This window comes from Kribbella sp. CA-245084 (assembly GCF_050942355.1).
Classification (GTDB): Bacteria; Actinomycetota; Actinomycetes; order Propionibacteriales; family Kribbellaceae; genus Kribbella.
In genome coordinates, this window is record NZ_CP192053.1 from 8,930,452 (window position 1) to 8,949,387 (window position 18,936).

Annotated in this window: 17 protein-coding genes and 1 tRNA gene; 9 read left to right on the plus strand and 9 right to left on the minus strand. The window is 68.3% G+C overall.

Annotated features, from left to right (window positions below):
* Positions 1-37: 37 nt before the first annotated feature.
* The 5 genes from ACQPYH_RS42925 to ACQPYH_RS42945 all read left to right on the plus strand — a co-directional run bounded on the left by ACQPYH_RS42925 (position 38) and on the right by ACQPYH_RS42945 (position 7,141).
* Positions 38-1,489 carry a GAF domain-containing protein gene (locus tag ACQPYH_RS42925; protein ID WP_432883974.1) on the plus strand — a complete coding sequence of 484 codons (1,452 nt, stop codon included), beginning with the start codon at positions 38-40 and terminating at the stop codon, positions 1,487-1,489.
* Positions 1,490-1,572: 83 nt separating this feature from the next.
* Positions 1,573-3,741 (plus strand): (Fe-S)-binding protein, encoded by a 2,169-nt coding sequence (locus ACQPYH_RS42930; protein ID WP_432883976.1) that lies wholly within the window; start codon positions 1,573-1,575, stop codon positions 3,739-3,741.
* Between the two features lie 88 nt (positions 3,742-3,829).
* Positions 3,830-4,618 carry a hypothetical protein gene (locus tag ACQPYH_RS42935; protein WP_432883978.1) on the plus strand — a complete coding sequence of 263 codons (789 nt, stop codon included), beginning with the start codon at positions 3,830-3,832 and terminating at the stop codon, positions 4,616-4,618.
* 100 nt (positions 4,619-4,718) lie between these two features.
* Positions 4,719-6,290, plus strand: coding sequence for an alkaline phosphatase D family protein (locus ACQPYH_RS42940; RefSeq protein ID WP_432883981.1), 1,572 nt, complete (start codon positions 4,719-4,721; stop codon positions 6,288-6,290).
* A complete protein-coding gene (locus tag ACQPYH_RS42945) occupies positions 6,287-7,141 on the plus strand; it encodes a galactose-binding domain-containing protein (protein ID WP_432883984.1) in 855 nt (284 codons plus the stop codon). The genes ACQPYH_RS42940 and ACQPYH_RS42945 overlap by 4 nt, the downstream gene beginning before the upstream one ends.
* Here ACQPYH_RS42945 and ACQPYH_RS42950 read toward each other — a convergent pair.
* The 5 genes from ACQPYH_RS42950 to ACQPYH_RS42970 form a co-directional block, all read right to left on the minus strand.
* Entirely contained in the window at positions 7,129-8,472 is a 1,344-nt protein-coding gene (locus tag ACQPYH_RS42950) for a HAMP domain-containing sensor histidine kinase (RefSeq protein ID WP_432883987.1), read from the minus strand. The genes ACQPYH_RS42945 and ACQPYH_RS42950 overlap by 13 nt on opposite strands.
* Entirely contained in the window at positions 8,469-9,140 is a 672-nt protein-coding gene (locus ACQPYH_RS42955; RefSeq protein ID WP_432883989.1) for a response regulator transcription factor, read from the minus strand. The genes ACQPYH_RS42950 and ACQPYH_RS42955 overlap by 4 nt, the downstream gene beginning before the upstream one ends.
* Positions 9,141-9,197: 57 nt before the next feature.
* A complete protein-coding gene (locus ACQPYH_RS42960) occupies positions 9,198-9,830 on the minus strand; it encodes a hypothetical protein (protein ID WP_432883992.1) in 633 nt (210 codons plus the stop codon).
* Between the two features lie 152 nt (positions 9,831-9,982).
* Entirely contained in the window at positions 9,983-10,417 is a 435-nt protein-coding gene (locus tag ACQPYH_RS42965; protein ID WP_432883995.1) for a hypothetical protein, read from the minus strand.
* An 80-nt stretch (positions 10,418-10,497) separates the two neighbouring features.
* Positions 10,498-10,571: transfer RNA gene (locus ACQPYH_RS42970), tRNA-Gly, on the minus strand.
* A gap of 319 nt (positions 10,572-10,890) precedes the next feature.
* Here ACQPYH_RS42970 and ACQPYH_RS42975 point away from each other — a divergent pair.
* Together ACQPYH_RS42975 and dcd are read left to right on the plus strand one after the other, a co-directional pair.
* Complete coding sequence (locus ACQPYH_RS42975; protein ID WP_130442776.1) at positions 10,891-11,331, plus strand: MarR family winged helix-turn-helix transcriptional regulator; 441 nt, start codon at positions 10,891-10,893, stop codon at positions 11,329-11,331.
* A 130-nt stretch (positions 11,332-11,461) separates the two neighbouring features.
* A complete protein-coding gene (gene dcd / locus ACQPYH_RS42980) occupies positions 11,462-12,037 on the plus strand; it encodes a dCTP deaminase (protein WP_432883998.1) in 576 nt (191 codons plus the stop codon).
* Positions 12,038-12,094: 57 nt separating this feature from the next.
* Here dcd and ACQPYH_RS42985 read toward each other — a convergent pair whose 3' ends face one another.
* The 4 genes from ACQPYH_RS42985 to ACQPYH_RS43000 all read right to left on the minus strand — a co-directional run bounded on the left by ACQPYH_RS42985 (position 12,095) and on the right by ACQPYH_RS43000 (position 15,813).
* Positions 12,095-13,621 carry a hypothetical protein gene (locus ACQPYH_RS42985; RefSeq protein ID WP_432884001.1) on the minus strand — a complete coding sequence of 509 codons (1,527 nt, stop codon included), beginning with the start codon at positions 13,619-13,621 and terminating at the stop codon, positions 12,095-12,097.
* Between the two features lie 208 nt (positions 13,622-13,829).
* Positions 13,830-14,075, minus strand: coding sequence for a hypothetical protein (locus ACQPYH_RS42990; RefSeq protein ID WP_432884003.1), 246 nt, complete (start codon positions 14,073-14,075; stop codon positions 13,830-13,832).
* A gap of 152 nt (positions 14,076-14,227) precedes the next feature.
* Complete coding sequence (locus ACQPYH_RS42995) at positions 14,228-15,064, minus strand: DUF4097 family beta strand repeat-containing protein (protein ID WP_432884005.1); 837 nt, start codon at positions 15,062-15,064, stop codon at positions 14,228-14,230.
* Entirely contained in the window at positions 15,061-15,813 is a 753-nt protein-coding gene (locus ACQPYH_RS43000) for a hypothetical protein (protein WP_432884008.1), read from the minus strand. Before ACQPYH_RS43000 ends, ACQPYH_RS42995 begins: the two co-directional genes overlap by 4 nt.
* A 110-nt stretch (positions 15,814-15,923) precedes the next feature.
* Between ACQPYH_RS43000 and ACQPYH_RS43005 the strand changes: the two genes are divergently transcribed.
* Positions 15,924-16,718, plus strand: coding sequence for an SDR family NAD(P)-dependent oxidoreductase (locus ACQPYH_RS43005; RefSeq protein WP_432884010.1), 795 nt, complete (start codon positions 15,924-15,926; stop codon positions 16,716-16,718).
* 172 nt (positions 16,719-16,890) lie between these two features.
* Positions 16,891-18,912: a hypothetical protein gene (locus tag ACQPYH_RS43010; RefSeq protein WP_432884012.1), complete on the plus strand. Its 2,022-nt coding sequence runs from the start codon at positions 16,891-16,893 to the stop codon at positions 18,910-18,912.
* Positions 18,913-18,936 lie beyond the last annotated feature (24 nt).

The window sequence follows — 18,936 nt, forward strand, 5'->3', positions numbered from 1 at the left end:
GACGTTGCACGGACGTTGCAGCGCGGAGTGAGGCGGTATGGACCAACGGGAGCAGGCCCGTCGGCTGAGCGAGTTGTACGACGAGGTGCTCGGCGGCGTGCGGATACCTGGTGCGCCGCGGGCACTCGTCGCCGCGTCCTGGGAGCGCTCCCTCGCCGCCGCTGTCGACCCGGAGCTCGATCAGCCGCCGCTCGTCGTCGACCACGAGATGGTCGAGACGTTGCGCGAGAACCATCCGCTCCGCGCGGTCCTGCCGGTACTGCGGCAGACGCTGACGACGATCGCCGACGAGGCGTCGCACATCATGATCATCACCGACGCGCAGGGCATGATCCTGTGGCGCGAGGGCTCCGCCGAGGTCAAACGCCAGGCCGATCGCATCGCGCTCTCCGAGGGTGCGGTGTGGTCCGAGGACCAGATCGGCACGAACGGCATGGGTACGGCGCTGGCCGTCGGCGCGCCCGTGCAGATCCACTCGGCCGAACACCTGGTACGCCGGATCCACGCGTGGACCTGTGCCGCCGCGCCCGTCCACGACCCCGACACGGGCAAGCTGCTCGGCGCGGTCGACGTCTCCGGACCGCTGCGCACGGTCCATCCCGCAATGGTCGCGCTGGTGACGGCGGCGGCCCAGCTCGCCGAAGGCCAGCTGAAGGTCCGGATGGCCGCGGCCGACGAGATGCTCCGCGCGCGCAACATGCGGCACTTGATGGCGCTCGGCGATGCACCGGGCGCTTTGCTGACCCCATCCGGTCGCGTGCTCGCAGTACAGCCGCTCGAGTGGCTGCCCGACCGCCTCGTCGTACCCGACGGCGCCGATCGCATCGATCTCGGCGACGGACGTGAGGGACTGGTCGAGCGACTCGACGAGGGCTATCTACTCCACATGCCCGGTGCGCGGGTACGCCGGTCGCGCCCGTCACTCCAGCTGAAGCTGCTCGGCTCCGGCCAGCCGACCGCGATCGTCGGCGGCCGCGAGATCGCGCTGACGTTGCGGCGGGCCGAAGTACTTGCACTGTTATTACTGCACCCGTCGGGTCTCACCGCTGAGCAGCTGATGCTCCAGCTGTACGGCGACGAGGGAAACCCGACAACTGTGCGCGCGGAGATGCACCGGCTGCGCAACCTGCTCGGCAGCGGCGTACTCGACACCAAGCCGTACCGGATCATCGCCGACGTGACCGGCGACGTGACCCAGGTCCAGACCGCTCTCCGCCAGGGAAACCTGCACACCGCACTCACCCTGTACGCCGGTCCGCTCCTCGCCCGCTCGGACGCCCCGGCTCTCCGACTGGAACGCGACGAGCTCGACGCCACCATCCGCCGCTCCGCCCTCGACACCCGCAGTCCGGACGTCCTGTGGCAGTTCGCCCAGACACCCACCGGCGCGGAGGACGTGGAGATCTTCGAGTCGCTGGCCGCCGTACTCCCGACCGACGATCCCCGCCACGCCGCGGTCGCCGCGCGGCTCGCCAGACTGGTCGACTGAGCACAACGTGACACGAAACACGCGGGCGTGATCATGACCGCAAGCACATGACTGACGAGTAACCAACCAATAACATCGCTGGTATGCAGATCCTCGCCATCGTCGTCTCGCTCGCGGTGACGCTTGTCGCCGTTGCGCTGTTCGGCAAGACGATCGGGCACATCGTGTCCGTCATCAAGCTCGGACAGCCGGCCGGCCGGACCGACAACCCGGGCAAGCGGACCGTCACCCTGGCCAAGGAGACCCTCGGCCACACCCGGATGCTGCAGTGGAGTCACATCGGGGTGATGCACTGGTTCGTCGCGTTCGGGTTCATCGGGCTGTTCCTGACGCTGGTGACGGCGTTCGGCCAGCTGTTCGACCCGCATTGGGCGTTGCCGATCATCGGGCACTGGTTCGTGTTCGAGTGGGTCAGCGAGGCACTCACCTGGACTGGTCTGGTGTCGATCATCGGCCTGATCATCTACCGGCTGATGCACCTGCCGAAGGGCGACAACCCGCGCTCGTCCCGGTTCTACGGCTCGACGTCCTGGCAGGCGTACTACGTCGAGTACACGATCCTCGGCGTACTCGTCTGCATCCTGCTGCTGCGCGGACTCGAGTATCAGCTCGGCGACGTGTCCAATTCTAGGGGCGACAAGTTCCACTTCCCGATGACGTTCTTCATCGGCTCCGGACTGTTCGGCGGGCTGAGCGAGAACGGTTTGGAGAACGCGGTCTACCTGGTCGCGATGGTCAAGATCCTGATCTCGTTCGCGTGGATGATCACGATCTCGCTGAACGCGACGATGGGCGTCGCCTGGCACCGCTTCACCGCCTGGCCGAACATCTGGTTCAAGCGCAAGGCGGACGGCGGTACGGCGCTGGGCGCCTTGCAGCCGATCATGGTCAACGGCGCACCGATCGACTTCGAGAACATCGAGGAGCTCGACGAGGACGCAGCGCTCGGGGTCGGCAAGGTCGAGGACTTCACCTGGAAGGGCCTGCTCGACTTCACCACCTGCACCGAGTGCGGGCGATGCCAGTCGCAGTGCCCGGCGTGGAACACCGACAAGCCGTTGTCGCCGAAGCTCATCATGATGGGTCTGCGCGACCACGCGTACGCCAAAGCGCCGTACCTGCTGGCCGGCGACGACGACGCGCGGAAGTCGCTGCCGGAGCTGGTGCTTGCCGAGCAGGACAAGCCGTTGGTCGGACCCGCGGATGTCGCGGTCATCGACGAGGAAGCGTTGTGGGCCTGTACGTCGTGTGGCGCGTGCGTGCAGCAGTGCCCCGTCGACATCGAGCACGTCGACGCGATCATGGACATGCGCCGGTACCAGGTGCTGATCGAGTCGTCGTTCCCGTCCGAGCTCAACGGGCTGTTCAAGGGCCTGGAGAACAAGGGCAACCCGTGGAACATGAACCCGTCCGGCCGGATGGACTGGGCCAAGGACCTGCCGTTCGAGGTCAAGCAGGTCGGCACGGACGTCGAGTCGCTGGACGAGGTCGAGTACCTGTTCTGGGTCGGCTGCGCCGGCGCGTTCGAGGATCGCGCGAAGAAGACCACGCAGGCGGTGGCCGAGCTGCTGAACATCGCGGGCGTGACGTTCGCCGTACTCGGTGACGGCGAGACCTGCACCGGCGACCCGGCCCGGCGATCCGGCAACGAGTTCGTCTTCCAGCAGCTCGCGATGCAGAACGCCGAGGTCTTCAAGGAGACCAAGGTCCGCAAGGTCGTCTCCACCTGCGCGCACTGCTTCAACACGTTGAAGAACGAGTACTCGCAGCTCGGTGTGGAGCTCGACGTCATCCACCACACCCAGTTGCTGAACCGCCTGGTCCGCGACGGCAAGCTGACCCCGGTCGCGCCGGCGGACAGCTCGCTCAACGGCCAGACGATCACGTACCACGACCCGTGCTACCTCGGCCGCCACAACCAGGTGTACGACGCTCCGCGCGAGCTGCTCGACATCATCCCGGGAGCGCAGTACGCCGAGATGCCGCGCAATCAGACGAAGTCGTTCTGCTGCGGGGCCGGCGGTGCGCGGATGTGGATGGAAGAGAAGCTCGGCACCCGCATCAACCTGAACCGCACGACCGAGGCGGTCGAGACCGGCGCCGACAAGATCGCCACCGGCTGCCCGTTCTGCCGCGTGATGCTGTCCGACGGCCTCACCGCCAAGCAGGCCGACGGCTCCGCACGCGAGTCCGTCGAGGTCCAGGACGTCGCGCAACTACTGCTGGCCTCTGTAAAACGCAGCGAAAACTGAGCTGCAACTAGCTGCAAAACCCTTCCTCCCCAGGCGGTCCAGACCATAAGATCCGACGGCTGCGCATCACCTGGGGAGGACAAAGTCCATGAAGTACCGCGCTGCGGTGGCCACGCTGGCCGCCGTACCACTCGCCTTCGGCCTGGCCGCCTGCGGCGGTCAACCCGAAGCCACCGGCTACCGCCCGTCGGCCCCGGCCGAGACACCGGTCGCTACCAAGACCGCGGCGCCGATCGAGAAGGCACCGGTCACTCGCCTGAACCGGGTCACGTTCGTCCCGGCGATGAACTCCGCGCTGACGAAGCAGAAGTCCTGGCGCCTCGTCGGCACGATGACCGTCGACGGCACCACCGTGATGACCATGGACGGCTTCCAGACCGCCGACCCGCCGGCGATGTCGATGACCATGACCAGCGGCGAGACCGGCGGCAAGAGCTTCAAGGTGCTCACGGTCGGAAAGACCGCCTACCTGTCGATTCCGGGCATGACCCCGGCCGGCAAGTACGTGAAGCTCAAGGGTGCGCAGACCGGCGATGTCGGCCAGATGCTCGACGGGGGCGACCCGACCAAGATCTTCAAGTCGTTCGGCGGCGGCGTCGGTAGCGTGAAGTTCGTGCGCGCGGAGCGGATCGGCGGCCAGCTGCTCGACCGCTACGACGTCTCGATCGACACCGCGAAGGCCTTCGGCCTGCAGGGCCGGAAGCTGCCCGCCGAAGCACCGAAGACCACGACCTACTCGCTCTGGATGGACAAGGCGCACCTGGTCCGGCGGATGTCCTTCGACCTGCTCGGCGTCTCGATGGTGATGTCCATGACCGACTACAACAAGCCGGTGCACATCGTCGCGCCGCCGGCGAGCAAGGTCGTTTCGCGGTAACGGCCGGTATCGGTCATTTTCCCACCCCGTTGTGTGAACTTCTCGTAATCTCCCGTTACGGATGTGATCACCTCTCGATGATCGGGTGGGGCCTGTGCCGATGCGGAGTAGTCGACGAACCTTTCTGACAGCGACCGGGGCGGCGGCAGCGCTCGCGCTGACCGGCAGTCTCCCGGAGATCAAGAGTGCCGCGGCCGGCTGGACCGGCCGTCCGGACCGGCGGGACCCGTTCACGCTCGGCGTCGCGTCCGGCGATCCGTTGCCGGACGCGGTCGTGATCTGGACCCGGCTCGCGCCGGATCCGCTCGCGCCGTTCGGCGGGATGGATCGCCGGCCGGTCGATGTGGAGTGGCAGGTCGCGGAGGACGAGCACTTCCATCGGGTCGTCCGCCACGGATCGGTGAAGGCCGGTCCCGAAGCCAGTCACTCGGTCCACGTCGACGTACGTGGGCTGCGTCCGTGGCGGCACTACTGGTACCGCTTCCGCGTCAACGGTCAACTCAGCCCGGTCGGCCGGACCAAGACCGCGCCGACCGCGGACACCCAGCTGTCCAAGCTTTCGTTGGCGTTCGCGTCCTGCCAGGCGTGGTGGGAGGGCTGGTACACGGCGTACGCCGACATGGCGAAGCGCGACCACGACGTCGTGTTCTTCCTCGGCGACTACATCTACGAGTTCGGCATCGACCGCGGCATCCGCCCGCACTCGAACGAGCCGTACATCACCCAGCAGACGGTGACGCTCGACGAGTACCGGCAGCGCTATGCGGCGTACAAGCTGGACGCGGATCTCCAGGCCGCGCATGCGAACGCACCCTGGATCGTCACGCTCGACGACCACGAGGTGGTTGACAACTGGGCCGACGAGGCGCATCCGAGCGCGCCGCCGGCGCAGTTCCGCGTACGCCGGGCCAACGCGTTCCGCGCGTACTGGGAGCACATGCCGCTGCGGCTCGCGCAACTGCCGACGGGCCCGGACATGCAGCTCTACCGGCGGATCAAGTACGGGCGGCTCGCGGAGTTCAACGTGCTCGACACGCGCCAGTACCGATCGGACCAGGCGTACGGCGACGGCACGAAGGCGCCCGGACCCGAGACCGCAGATCCGGCCCGCACGATCACGGGGGACGTGCAGGAGAAGTGGTTGCTCGACGGCTGGTCGGCGTCGCAGGCGCGGTGGAACGTGATGGCACACCAGACCGCGATCGCTCGCCTCGACACCAAGGACGGGCCGGAGGTACTCGTCCCGATGGACACCTGGGACGGGTACGAGGCGTCGCGGAACCGGATCCTCGGCGGCGCCGCGCAGCGCAAGGTCCGCAACCTGGTGTCGATCGCCGGCGACCTGCACCGCAGCGTCGCGTCGGACCTGAAGCTCGACTTCACCGATCCGGCCTCGGCGACGGTCGGCGCCGAGTTCGTCGGTACCTCGATCACGTCCGGGATGGACGGCGAGGACCTCGACGCTGGTGGCGCCACGTTGCTGCGGGAGAACCCGCACATGAAGTTCGGCAACTTCCAGCGCGGCTACGTCAACTGCACGATCACACCGCAGCAGTGGGTCTCGGACTACCGCGTCGTCGACAAGGTGTCGGTCCAGCACGGCACTGTCAGCACCCGCGCCAAGCTCCTCATCGAGGACGGCCGCCCCGGCATCTCGGAGGTCCAGGAATGAACATCCCCCGGCAGACAGTGATCGCGGTCGGCACGGTCGTGGCGGCCGCGCTGCTCGGCTCCAGCTCGGTGCCCAAGGCAACTACCTCGGACGTGGCGGTGAGCGTCGCGCCGGAGCAACTGAGCGTCGTCGGCCTCCCGTGCTTCCCGGGCATGCTCAACCTGACGATGACCAACACCGGCGCGCAGGACCGGTACGCCGACCTCACGCTCGACCCGACCGGTCCGCTGCAGCTGTCCCGCACCCTCTTCTCGTCCTGGCTGCCCGCACTCGACCCCGATCAGCCGGTCTCCGCGCCCGTCGAGGTCCGCGTACCGCGCGACGCCAAGCCCGGCTCGTACACGATCGGCGTCGAGGTCGACCGCCGGCGCGTGACCGTCCCGGTGACCGTCAACCCGCTACCGCCGAAGGGCCCCGGCGACAACCTCGCGCTCGGCGAGCAGGCGACGGCATCGTCCACCCACGGCAACTTCACCCTCTGCGGGGCCGTTGACGGCGACAAAGACTCCGAGCACTGGGACACGCTGACCGGCTGGAACGACGGCACGCGCGCCGCCTTCCCCGACACGTACGACGTGGCTCTGTCGACGCCGGCAACCATCGGCCGGGTCGAGCTCTACACGCTGGACTCCACGAAGTACCCGGCCCGCGTGAACGGGCTGCGCGACTGGGACGTCCAGGTCAAGGTCGGCGACACCTGGCAGACCGTCGCCCAGGTCCGCGGCAACACCGTCGGGCACGTCACGTCGACCTTCGCCCCCGTCCAGGCGGACGCCGTACGCATCCTCTGCCTCGACGGCAACGACCACACCTACTCCCGCATCGTCGAACTCGAGGTCTACGGAAGCTGACAGACCGGCAGCTTCAGGCGTAGCAGGGCACCGGTCCGGGACGGCACGGCTTCGGCCGTCCCGCCGTGAGCCTCGGCGACCTGTCGGACGATGGCCAGACCTAGCCCGGATCCGGGATGCGCACGAGCGGCGGGTGAACGGTAGAAGCGGTCGAAGACGAACTTGAGGTCGCTGTCGGGGATCCCCGGGCCGGCGTCCGCGACGTCGAGAGCGCCCGCCTCGAGGGTGATCAGGACCCTGCCCCCAGGCGGGCTCCACTTCACGGCGTTGTCGACGAGGTTCGCAACGGCGCGTTCCAGGGCGTCGGGATCGCCGTGGACGAGGGTCGGCGCACAAGCCAGGTCGAATCCGATCTCTGCCGCTGCCCGACGTGCCGCGCGGGCCGCGACGCGCTCGGCGACGAGATCGAGGCGGACGTCTTCGGTGTGGAAAGCGGGTTGACCGTAGCGGGCCAGGTCGACCAGGTCGTTGATCAGGGTCCTGAGTTCGCCGGCCTGGCCGAGCGCCTCGGCAGCCAGGTGTGGGGCCTGGGCGTCGGCCAGGTTCTCCGCCAGCAGTTCGAGATTCACGGTCAGGCTTGTGAGTGGTGTGCGCAGTTCGTGCGAGGCATCTGCGACCAGACGCCGCTGGGCACCGACGGATTCGTCCAGGGCGGCGGTCATCCCGGCGAACGCGGAGCCGAGCCGGCCGATCTCGTCCTGGCTGTCGGTGGGGATCGGGATGGCCAGGTCTCCGGTCGTACGGATCAGCTCGACGGTCTCGGTGAGCCGCCGTACCGGGCGCAGGACGCGGCGGGCAGCCAGACGGGAGGCGAGTGCTGCAAGGAGTCCGGCGGCCACCGTCGATCCGGCGAGCAACCAGGCGAGTTGGTGCAGGGTGGGTGCGGGATCGGATTGCGGGATCGCTGTGCGCACGAGCGTTCCGGGCGCCCCTGGGAAGGGGGCGGTGTAGATGCGGTAGGCAACGCCGTCGTAGACCGCCGTACGGAAGTAGGCAGCGGCAGTTCCTTTCGCGACCTCGACGTCGCGGGCGGTGAGGTCGACGAACTCCGTCGACGGCCCGGCCTGGACCGGGTCCGGCACGATCTGCAGTTGGGTGCTCCCGATGTCCAGCGGAACACTCGGCAAGGCCGATTCGTTGGCCGTCCCCTTGAACTTCTGCTTGATGGCTGTTGCCACGTCCGGGGCCTTTGCGGCCGCGGCGACCAAGGAGCTGTCGATCTGGCCGCGGAGGTTGGCCTCGACGGCCGGGTACAGAACCACCGACACGAGCAGCATCGCGCCCGCGGCAATGGCTCCTCCGGCGATGGCCAGCCGGGTGCGCAGGTTCACGGCTCCTCACGCAGGACGTACCCGAGGCCGCGCACCGTCTGGATCAGTCTGCTGCCGCCGTCGGATTCGAGCTTGCTGCGCAGGTAGCTGATGTAGACCCACAGCGCGTTCGACTCCGGGCCGAAGTCGTAGCCCCACACCGACTCGAAGATCTGGGTCCGGCTGAGCACCCGCTCGGGATTGCGCAAGAACAGCTCCAGCAGGGACAACTCCGTCTTGGTCAGCTCCAGGCGCCGACCGGCGCGTTCGACCCGACGGCCGCTCAAGTCCAGATCGACATCGGCGAAATGCAGCACCTCGGCCCTTGCGCCGCTGCGCCGCAGCAGTGCTCGGAGCCGAGCTCGCAACTCCTCCAGGGCAAAGGGCTTCGCCAGGTAGTCGTCGGCCCCCGCGTCGAGCCCGGCGACCCGGTCGGTCACCAGGTCCCGGGCCGTGAGCATCAGGATCGGCGTATCGTGCCCGCCCGAACGCAGCCTCCGGCATACCTCGAGCCCGTTCGGTTCAGGCATGAGGACGTCGAGCACCACCGCGTCCGGGCGGAACACGCCGTGCTCGGCGAGGGCGGACGCCCCGTCCATGGCGGATGCCACGTCGTAGCCGTCCCGGCGCAACGCATGCTCCAACGACCGCCGTACCGCCGGGTCGTCATCAACGACAAGTATCCGCATGGCCGTCCATCCTCGCCGTCAATCATGAAGGTCTGATGAGGTGAGACACAACGGCTGTCAGCCCTTGGCGAGTGACTGCTTCAGCTCTCCCAACGCGGTCATGAGGCGGTCAGTGCTGACTCCGAGAGAGGCGGCGATCTGGCGGAAGGCCTTGGAGGTCGGAGTGATTCCGTCCGGAGCCGAGACCAAGGTGATCAAGGCGGCCTTGGCCTTGGCCCGAGAGACGCCGAGCTTCGCGGCCAGACTTGCCGCCGCGGCGTTCGACGCGAACGGCGAGTTCTTCGGGTCGCCGCCCTCCTTGCCCTTGTGCTCCTTGTCGCCGGCACGAGGGCGCCCGGGCTTGAGAATCAGCGGTTCCACAGCTGCTTTGACCCGAGAGACAGGCATCCGCAGATTGGCCGCGACCGCCGCGACGAATGCCTGCGGCGTCACGTTGGTCCTGCCGGCCAGCGACCGCTTCGGCGCGACCAGCGCGGCAGTGAGCCGGTCCGTCGTCACCCCGAGCTTCGCCGCGATCGCGGCGAAGTCGGCATCGGCGGCCGGCTTCGACTTCCCATCCACCTCTGCCGCGGCACCGGATTTCGCGGCATCGGGTTTCGGATCCGAACCTGACGTCCCCGCCGACGCGGTACCGGTCGTGGCCAGTGCCGCGAGCACGACCGTGGCCACGATTCGCTGTGAGCGTTTCATCATCGTGAGTCCTTCCGTCCACAGAACGCGCCGGCCGAGAACCGGCGCCGTGGGGACAACACAAACAGCGCGGCCTCAGGTGTGGTTTCAGCCAGCTTTAGAGCTTCCTTAGAAGCTCTGGTTATGCGTCGGCTATGACCGGACGGAGTGCCTCAGCCGAGTGCTGCGAGGACGGTCAGCAGCACGGCGAGGGCGACGATTACGCCGACCATGCCCAAGAGCGCGCCGATGCCCTTCCGCTTTACCTTGCTGTGGCCGATGCTCCCGGACGTGAACTGGTGGAAGGGCGACGCGTAGAACACCGGCACCGCCTGGTTCGGCTGGACCGTGCAGTCGAGCGCGGCCTTGCCATAGACGCGAATCCACTGCGAGTGGACGTCGACGTGCAGCGGTCCAGCAGGCACCGGGATGTCGTTGCGGCCGTACTTGACCGGCACCGGGTAGCCGTTGAGGTGCACGGTCGGCGGGATCATGTTGGACGTCATCGCGCTGCCCTGGATGGTCAGCTGCAACATCCCCATCGGACCCGGCGGCTGATACTGCTGCTGCGGCTGAAACTGGGGCGGCGGCTGCTGCTGGAAGCTCATGCCGCCAAACGATAGAGCGTGCCAGGGGCCCCAGCAGATCGGCCCCACGATCGAACGCTTGTTTGCGCCCCACTGAGCTCTGGAGCGGGTGACGGGAATCGAACCCGCACTGTCAGCTTGGGAAGCTGATGTTCTGCCATTGAACTACACCCGCGCGTCGCCGGTCTCCCGGCAGCAGAGATGAGGATAGCCGATCGGCGGGCTCCCAACCATGCCGGGTCCGCGCGTCGGTTGTTGCGCGGTCAGGGTGTTGTCCCCAGAAGGGGCCGAATGCATCGAAAATTGCGGTGCGGACGGTTTGCGGTGGGGGTTCTTGGGCAGTTTTCCACAAAGGGCGCGTTCAGGACTGGGCAGGTACGTCATCTTCTGGCAGATTAGAACGCGTTGCCGGGGGCAACATTCGACGCAACGTGAGGACGCGGTCCTCCGGACCGGACAAGATGGTTGCGGGCAACTGGATGAAGGGGTGAACGGTGGCAACAGACACAAGTGACGCGGTGGACAACCTGGAGAAGGAACTCGTCACGTTGGCACGGCGGCTGCGGGGTCTGCAGCGGACGCTGTCCGACGAGGCGCACCCGGACCTGGAGCCGGCGCAGTACGCGTTGCTGAACCACGTCGAGGAGCTGGCGCCGGTGCGGATGGCCGACCTGGTGGCAGCGCTCGAGGTGGACAAGGGTCCGGTCAGCCGGGCCTGCGCGCGACTCGAGGAAGAGGGTCTGCTGAAGCGTGCCGCCGACAAGTCGGACGCACGGGCGACCCTGCTGACACTGACCGCGGCCGGCAAGCGCAAGCTGACGGCGGCCCGGAAGAAGCGGCACAAGGTGATCGAGGACCTGCTCAAGGACTGGTCGCCGGCCCAGGTGAAGACCTTCGCCACCCAGGTGTCGAAGTTCAACAAGCTGTCCGACTGAGGTTAGTTGCCTCAGGCCCAGGTTGGTGGTGCGGTCCTGCCGGAGAGCTGAGGGCTCCGGACGATTCACCACCAGCCCTTGGGAAGGCCTGACGCTGTGCGGATGAGCAGCACGCTGCTAACGTGCGACCGTGCTGCTCTCCGACCGTGACATCTTGGCCGAGCTCGACGCGAAGCGGGTCCAGCTGGATCCGTTCGATGCTGCGATGGTGCAGCCGTCGAGTGTCGACGTACGGCTGGATCGGTTCTTCCGGGTTTTCGAGAACCACCGATACCCGCATATCGACCCCGCCGAGGAACAGCCGGATCTGACCCGGCTGGTCGAACCGGACGGCGAGGAGCCGTTCATCCTGCATCCCGGTGAATTCGTCCTGGGATCGACGTACGAGCTGATCACACTCCCCGACGACGTCGCGGCCCGCCTCGAGGGCAAGTCGTCGCTCGGCCGGCTGGGGCTGCTGACGCACTCGACGGCCGGCTTCATCGACCCGGGCTTCTCCGGGCACGTGACGCTGGAGCTGTCGAACGTCGCGACCCTGCCGATCAAACTGTGGCCGGGGATGAAGATCGGCCAGCTCTGCTTCTTCCGGCTGTCCTCCCCCGCGGAGCACCCGTACGGCTCGGCGAAGTACGGCTCGCGGTACCAGGGCCAGCGCGGCCCGACACCGTCGCGCTCCTACCGCAACTTCCACCGCAGCGACATCTGACGACCTCAAAGAAGGGCCCCGGGACGAGAGTCCCGGGGCCTTTCTTTATGTCAGAGATCAGGCGGTCGCCTTGACGAAGATGCAGACCGACTCGAGATCCGTCGAGTCGTTGCCGGTCGGCAACTGCCGGTAGACGCCCCCGAAGGGGGAGACGGCAACGGGCGACCCCTGCTTGCCGTTGTAGAGCGTCAGGCCCAGGTCGCCGTTGCCCGGAGTGCCGTTGTCCGACGGGGAGTCGCTCTCGGACGGGGTGTCACCGGACGACGGGGTGTCACCCGACGAGGGCGTGTCGCCGGAGGACGGCGTGTCGCTCGAGCTCGGACCGCCCGACGGGGCCGCGCTCGGCAGGTCCTGGCCGGTCTTCGCGTCCAGCAGCACCGGCTGCGCCTCGGTCTGCGCGTACACGACGCCGTGGTACGCCGCCGTCACCTGCTGGGGCACGACCCGGCCGCCGGACAGACTCGTGTATCCCCAGGTCTTCTTGCCGGTGGTGTCGTCGAGCCCGAGGATCTCCTGGCCACCACCGGAGTTCCCCTTGCTGGTGCAGACGATCGAGGTCGCCTGGTCTGCGAGGCAGTCGTAGCCACTGACGTTCTTCTGCTGGAGGCCAGGAGCCGTCTGCACCACGGCGCCGGTCGACAGGTCGAGCGCGTAGATCGCGCTGACGGAGATCCCGGCGTCGTAGTCGGTGTACCTACTGCCGTAGAAGTACGCGTGCTTGGCGCCGCCGGCGAGGGGCGTCAGGACGGGCTGATTCAGCGGGAGCTGCTTGGTGACCTTCCCGCTCGCACCGTCGGCCAGCAGGATCGCGCCGTCGGTGGCTTTCGCGTCGTTCGAGCCCTTGGCGCCGGCGACCACGCCGTCGTGCACAGCGGCCGGGGTGATGGCCGGCATGATCGTCGACTTCTGCGTCTTGGGGTCCGCGAACACCGCCAGCGTTTTGCTCAGCACGCTCGAGTTTCCGGCGGTGCTGACACCGACCGCGACCTGGCCCGTCTCCGGGTCGTACGCCGTGTTCGTCACGTTCGGCGTACCGACCGCGTCGCTGCCGGTGCCCTCCAGCGTGCTCACCGGCGTGGAGACCTCGGCGATCTTCTTGCCGGACATGACGTCGATCCACTGGACGAGGACCAGTCCGCTCGGCTTCTGGGTGCCGTTGCCCTTGTCGGCTTCGCCGTACGCGACCACCGCGACGTCCTTGCCGTCGAGCTTGGCCGCCATCGGCGCGCTCGCGCTGCTGACCGTAGTGGTGTCGGCGGACTTCGACGGGATCATCCACTGATTGTTCGGATTGACGACGTCACGCCCGCTGAGGCCGGCGAAGCCGCCGATCAGCGCGACCTGGCCGGCGATACCCATCCGGGACTCGTCGAGTGCCGAACGGCCCGGGTAGTCGGCCGACGGGAACGCTGCCGCGACGCTGAGCGCCTTGGGCGGGTCGAAGGACGGGACCGTCGGAGTCGACGGGGTGGCGGAGGTGGTGGACTGACCGCCGTTGTCGGAGCCCGAGTCGGATTTCTTGTCGCTGCCGCCGCAACCGGCCACGAGGATCAGGGCGGCGGTGACGGCTGTAGTTGCCACCATCGGGCGCAACATCGTTGGTTACTCTCCCCAAGGTCGACCGAGAATGATCGACTGAACGCTAGCAGTGTCCATGGGTCGGCCCGGCAGTTATCCACAGGCGTTGCAGGAAGCTGCAGACGTCCGGGGATCGCTCAGGTGGTCCGGGCGAGCCCCAGACGCTGCAGCAGGTGGTAGAGCGCGGCGGCCGCGCTGTTCAGCGGTACGCCGTTCATCGGACGATCGAGAGCCCGGTCCCGCGGTGGCGGGGCTGCTGGTCGGCCAGAACCCGGGAGGCGGGCTCGGCCAGGCGGCGGGTGGGCTCCAGCCGGTCGGCCAGCCGGCGCAGTGCGCTGGCGAGGCCCTCCCGCGGGCTGGTGCGGTTCACCTTGCGGGGGTGAAGCAGAGCGCGGGACTCGGCGGCGCGCAACTGCTCGGCAACTCGGTAGCGGGCAACTTCCTGGTGTTCGGTGATCATGATTGTGCTCCCCTCGCGTAATCCCCGTGACTGGTTTTTGGCAATGCTTCGCTCAGGTCCCGCCGCCGCAGGTGCGCGGCGGGACCTCGATCGCTTACATCAACCCAACGAACCCGACCGCGCCGATCCGACGCGTACGGCGTTATTTGGGGTCAGACCTTGTAGACCGTGATGTCGCCGGAGACGGTGCGGGCCCGCAGCATCAGGGCGCGCTCCCCCTCGGCCGGCTTCTCGCCGGGCTCGAGATCACACCGGATCTGCCCGGTGACGGTCTTCAGGTCGAGGTACGTCGGGAGGCCCTCGGGCACCCCGATCTGGACGTCGCCGCGGGCCGTCTCGGCCTGGACGCTCGGTCCGTCGGCGATCTCGACCTTCACGTCGCCGGAACCGGAGGTGGCGACCGAGTGGTCGCGGATCCGCTCGATGGTGATGTCACCCGAGCCGACCTTGACCGAGGTGGGACCGTTGGCGTCGCCCACGGTGACGTCTCCGGAGCCGGTGCTCAGGCCGAGCGCGTCGCCGGCCTCGTCGATGTCGATCGAACCGGAACCGGTGCTGGCCTTGACCGCGCCGGTGACCGACTCGACCTTGACGTCTCCGCTGCCGGTGTTGACGCCCAGCTCGCCCTCGACCCGGGTCAGCTGTACGTCGCCGGAGCCGGTGGACAGTCGGGCCCGACCGAGCGGCACCTCGGAGGTGATGTCTCCGGAGCCGGTCTTCACCCTGGCCTCGAGGACCGCCGAGGTGGCGATCCGGACCAGGATCTCCGGTCCGCGGCGGACGTTGCGCGGGCCCTCGATGATCAGCTCACCATCGACGACCTCCACGATCACGTCCTCCTCCCGGCCTTCGTCGACGTCGATGGCGACCGCGGTCCCCTCGCCGTCGGAGTTGGCCTTGAGCTCGACCAGACCGGAGCCGATCTCGATCCGGATCCGCTCGATCCGGTCGTTCTCGTCGTCGGTGATCTGCTGGCTGAACCCGCTCATTCGACCCACCCCGTCATCCGTTGTCCCGGGCCGTGTCCGCCCTTGCGTCGTTCCTTGTCCTCGCGGCGCCGGTCGCGATCGTCACGCCGGCGGTCGCGGTCGCGGCGTCCGCCACGCTCCGAACCGAAGACTCCCTCGTCACCGAAGGGTCCGTTCGGACCGAACACGCCGTTCGGACCGAAGACGCCGTCGGGGCCGAGCGGGCCGTTCGGGCCCAGCGGGCCTTCCGGACCGAAGACCGGACCGCGCGGCGGGCGCGGCGGCCGGGGCGGACGCGAGCTGCCACGGCCGCTCAGCTCGGTCATCACGGTGCGCATCAGCCACGCGTTCGAGGAGATGCCCTCGGCATTCGCGGCCTCGTCCACCTTGTTCTTGATCGACATCGGCAGCCGGAGGGTGATCCGGGCGGTCGGCTCGTCGGCGTCGAACACGAACTGCTCGTTCGCCTCCGCGTCGGCCTCGTCGTCGATGTCGTCGTCGGTCTCGTCCGGACCGGTCAGCTGGCTGGGCGCCGGCGTGACCACGAACTCAGGACGGCCACCGGCCATCCGGAGCTCGACCGAGCCCGGGGACAGCTCGCGGCTGATCTCCCCGGCGGCGTCGGACAGGGCTGAGATGAGGGCCAGGCGGCCCGCGTCATCCAGCGTTGCCCCGAGGCGCTGGGCCACGGAGCGGGTTTGCTCGTCAGCCAGGGCGGTGGCGTTCTCAACGCTCCGCCGGACCGACTCGAGGTAGTGGTCAAGTTCCATGGCAGCAATCATGACGTCATCGTGACGTCAGTGTCAACCCCTTCTGATGTCAGGTCGTCGTCAGAGTGGCGGCACAGGCAGAATGGCGTGCAGTCAACCAAGGAGGATCCGTGTCCAGAGGAGTACTCATCACCGGCGCATCCCGAGGTGTCGGCGCGGCCGCCGCGCAGGCGTTCGCACGAGCCGGCGACCGGGTCGTGCTGCACTGCCGCGGGGCGGTCGACCGCGCCGAGGAGATCCGTGCCGGACTGCCCGGCGACGGCCATTCAGTGATCGCCGCGGACCTCGGCGACCCGGCCGCAATCCCTTCCCTGGTTGACGAATCGGCCACCGTGCTCGGGCGGATCGACGTACTCGTCAACAACGCGGCGATGTTCGTCGACGAGCCGGTCGGCGGGTCGCGGCGGGTCGGTCACCCGCTGGCCGAGACGTCGTACGACGAATGGGTCGCGACCTGGCGTCGGACCCTGGCCGTCAACCTCGAGGGGGCGGCGCATGTGACGTGGTGCGTGGCGCGGCAGATGCTCGACAAGGACCCCGCAGACGGCGTACGGCGGGGCGCGGTCGTCAACGTCGGATCGCGTGGTGCCTACCGCGGCGAGCCGGATGTGCCCGCGTACGGTGCCTCGAAGGCCGGGCTGCACTCGCTCGGGCAGTCGCTGGCGGCATCCCTGGCGCCGCACGACATCAGCGTGACGTCAATCGCGCCCGGATTCATTGCCACCGACATGACCCAGACGTTCCTGTCGGGTCCCGGCGGTGACGCGATCCGTGCCCAGAGCCCGTTCGACCGGGTCGCCACCGCCGAGGAGGTGGGCGACGCGATCTTCTGGCTCGCCTCACCCCAGGCGAACTGGGCGAGCGGCGCGGTTCTCGACTTCAACGGAGCGTCGTACCTGCACTGACAGGAGGCGCAGCTTTACCGGTCCGAGGTCAGCCCGTAACAGATTCTTGTTGGCTCAGTTATTCAGTGACAACGGGTGAGCGTCCGGATACCCGAAGAGGGTCCGGGCCACGATCCCGCCGTCCCGGTGCACCCGTCCGTCGCCGGGCTCGTCGTACAACGGGAGCCTCTTCATGCGTTTCGCCCGCATCACCCTGGGCCTGCTGCTGACGCTGGCAGGTCTGGTGGCCACCGTGGCCGGAGCCGTCGCCGCCTTCTGGCTGGTCGGTCCGGACAACACGATCTCGACCCCCAGCCGTGAGTTCGCCAGTTCGGGACTCGCGGTTGTCACCGCGCCCACGCTGCTCGACCGGCACGGCCCGACGCTGCACGTGAACGCGTCCGGCGACAAGCCGCTGTTCGTCGGCATCGGGCAGGACCTCGACGTTCGCGACTATCTCGCTGGGTCGGCGCACACCAGGCTGACCCGCTTCGACCCGCCGGGCACATTCGGCACGCAGGACCTGCGCGGCCGCAGCGGCAAGCTGACGCCGCCCGGCCAGCTCGACTGGTGGGTCGCGCAGTCCGCATCCGGCTCGCAGTCGGTGAGCTGGCCGATGCAGGACGGTCGGTACGAGGTCGTTGTCATGAACGCGGACGGCACACCGGCCGTCGGAGCGCAGGTCAGCTTCGGCGTGCAGGTGCACCGGCTCTTCGGGATCTGCCTGCTGGTGCTGGGCGCGGGTGTGTTGGTGCTCGCGTTGGGTCTGGCGCTGATGTTCCGCCGTCGAAAGGTTGCGGCTGACACGGAAACGACGACCGAGATCCCGGTGCTGGTTTCCTCGCGGATCCCGGTGCTGGTTCCGGTCGCGGCCGGTACGTCGGACGACAACGCCCCGGCGTACCGGGTCTCGCCGTTCGCACCTGAGCGGGTCAGCCCGTTCGCCCCGAACCAGTCGAAGCCTGCGGCCGTCCAGTCGAAGCCCGCGGTGGTCAAGCCGGCTCCGATGAAGCCGACGCCGGTGCCGGCTGCGCCGATGTTCATGTCTGCCGCCGCCGTCGCCCGAGCCAAGTCGCCGGCGTTGATCGGCGCCGGTGCCTCCCAGCGGTACGACGAGCCGGCGCGGCCCGCGCCCGACGCGCCGGCAGCCGTCGAGCGCACCGAGACGGTCGGGCCGGAGACCGTTCCGCTCGCCGCGTCGCCGGAGTTCGAGAAGAGCGACGAGGCGGTCCGCCGTACCGCCGCCCTGCTGGCCAGCGGTGCCTTGTTGCTCACCACAACGAGCTGCGGGCTGATGCCGCCGAAGAACAGCCTGGCCGCGCCCGACAGCCGTCCGGCCGTCACGCTCGCCGACGCGCAGGCCGTCGTCCAGCGCTACAACCAGCTCAACAACCAGGCGAACCAGACGCGCGACGCCAAGCTCTCCGCGACGATCGAGGGCAACCCGACGCTCGCGCAGACCCAGGCGGGCTTCGTCATCGGACGCAAGCTCGACGCCGCCGGCAAGGATGTCTCGAAGCCGTTCAGCTACACCGACCCGGAGATCGGCGCGCCGCAGTTCGCGTCGTACCCGATGCGGTTCGTGGTCAGCTCGGGCGTCTCCAACGCGCCGGGCAACCGGCAGCTCGGCGTCTGGCAGCGGGAGAACGCCGGCAGCCCGTGGCTGTTGACGCACTCGGTCTACCCGCCGAAGGGGGCCGAGCTGCCTTCGGTCGACGGGATGCGCACCCCGGACAAGAGCGCCTTGAGCAAGCTCCAGACTCAGCCCGCAACAGTCGCGAAGGACCTCGCGGCGTACCTGACCGGCGGCCCGAACGCCCCGCAGTCGAAGCTGTTCACACCGTCCCCCGCGCTGTCGAGCATGCTCAAGCTGCGGGCGACGACGAAGGCCAACGACACCGCGGAGCCGTACATCGCGAGCGTGACCGACGCGTTCCTGCCGTCCGGCGACCCGCTGACCTTCATCACGTCGTCCGGCGACGCGCTGGTGTTCCTGACGCTCACCGAGCAGTACCTGCAGCGCGTCGAGCCGGGCTCGAACGCGTACTGGACGAGCGGCGAGGCGACCGCCTTCAGCAGCATGGTCAAGTACACGCAGAGCCTGCACCAGGACTACCTCCACCAGGTCGCCCTGGTCATCCCGACCAAGTCCACCGACGAAGCGGTCCGGGTCCTCTCGATCGACCCTCAACTCATCGGAGCCGGCGGCGACTAATCGCAGGCAAGCGGTTGCCGGAAG

What these genes read in the sequence shown, in the direction of transcription:
- ACQPYH_RS42935 (WP_432883978.1), top strand. Translation starts at nt 3,830, where the DNA reads ATGAAGTACCGCGCTGCGGTGGCCACGCTGGCCGCCGTACCACTCGCC.
- ACQPYH_RS43000 (WP_432884008.1), bottom strand. Translation starts at nt 15,813, where the DNA reads ATGGAACTTGACCACTACCTCGAGTCGGTCCGGCGGAGCGTTGAGAAC.
- ACQPYH_RS43010 (WP_432884012.1), top strand. Translation starts at nt 16,891, where the DNA reads ATGCGTTTCGCCCGCATCACCCTGGGCCTGCTGCTGACGCTGGCAGGT.
- ACQPYH_RS42925 (WP_432883974.1), top strand. Translation starts at nt 38, where the DNA reads ATGGACCAACGGGAGCAGGCCCGTCGGCTGAGCGAGTTGTACGACGAG.
- ACQPYH_RS42945 (WP_432883984.1), top strand. Translation starts at nt 6,287, where the DNA reads ATGAACATCCCCCGGCAGACAGTGATCGCGGTCGGCACGGTCGTGGCG.
- ACQPYH_RS42965 (WP_432883995.1), bottom strand. Translation starts at nt 10,417, where the DNA reads ATGAGCTTCCAGCAGCAGCCGCCGCCCCAGTTTCAGCCGCAGCAGCAG.
- ACQPYH_RS42995 (WP_432884005.1), bottom strand. Translation starts at nt 15,064, where the DNA reads ATGAGCGGGTTCAGCCAGCAGATCACCGACGACGAGAACGACCGGATC.
- ACQPYH_RS42940 (WP_432883981.1), top strand. Translation starts at nt 4,719, where the DNA reads ATGCGGAGTAGTCGACGAACCTTTCTGACAGCGACCGGGGCGGCGGCA.
- ACQPYH_RS42990 (WP_432884003.1), bottom strand. Translation starts at nt 14,075, where the DNA reads ATGATCACCGAACACCAGGAAGTTGCCCGCTACCGAGTTGCCGAGCAG.
- ACQPYH_RS42985 (WP_432884001.1), bottom strand. Translation starts at nt 13,621, where the DNA reads ATGGTGGCAACTACAGCCGTCACCGCCGCCCTGATCCTCGTGGCCGGT.
- ACQPYH_RS42960 (WP_432883992.1), bottom strand. Translation starts at nt 9,830, where the DNA reads ATGAAACGCTCACAGCGAATCGTGGCCACGGTCGTGCTCGCGGCACTG.
- ACQPYH_RS42930 (WP_432883976.1), top strand. Translation starts at nt 1,573, where the DNA reads ATGCAGATCCTCGCCATCGTCGTCTCGCTCGCGGTGACGCTTGTCGCC.
- ACQPYH_RS42955 (WP_432883989.1), bottom strand. Translation starts at nt 9,140, where the DNA reads ATGCGGATACTTGTCGTTGATGACGACCCGGCGGTACGGCGGTCGTTG.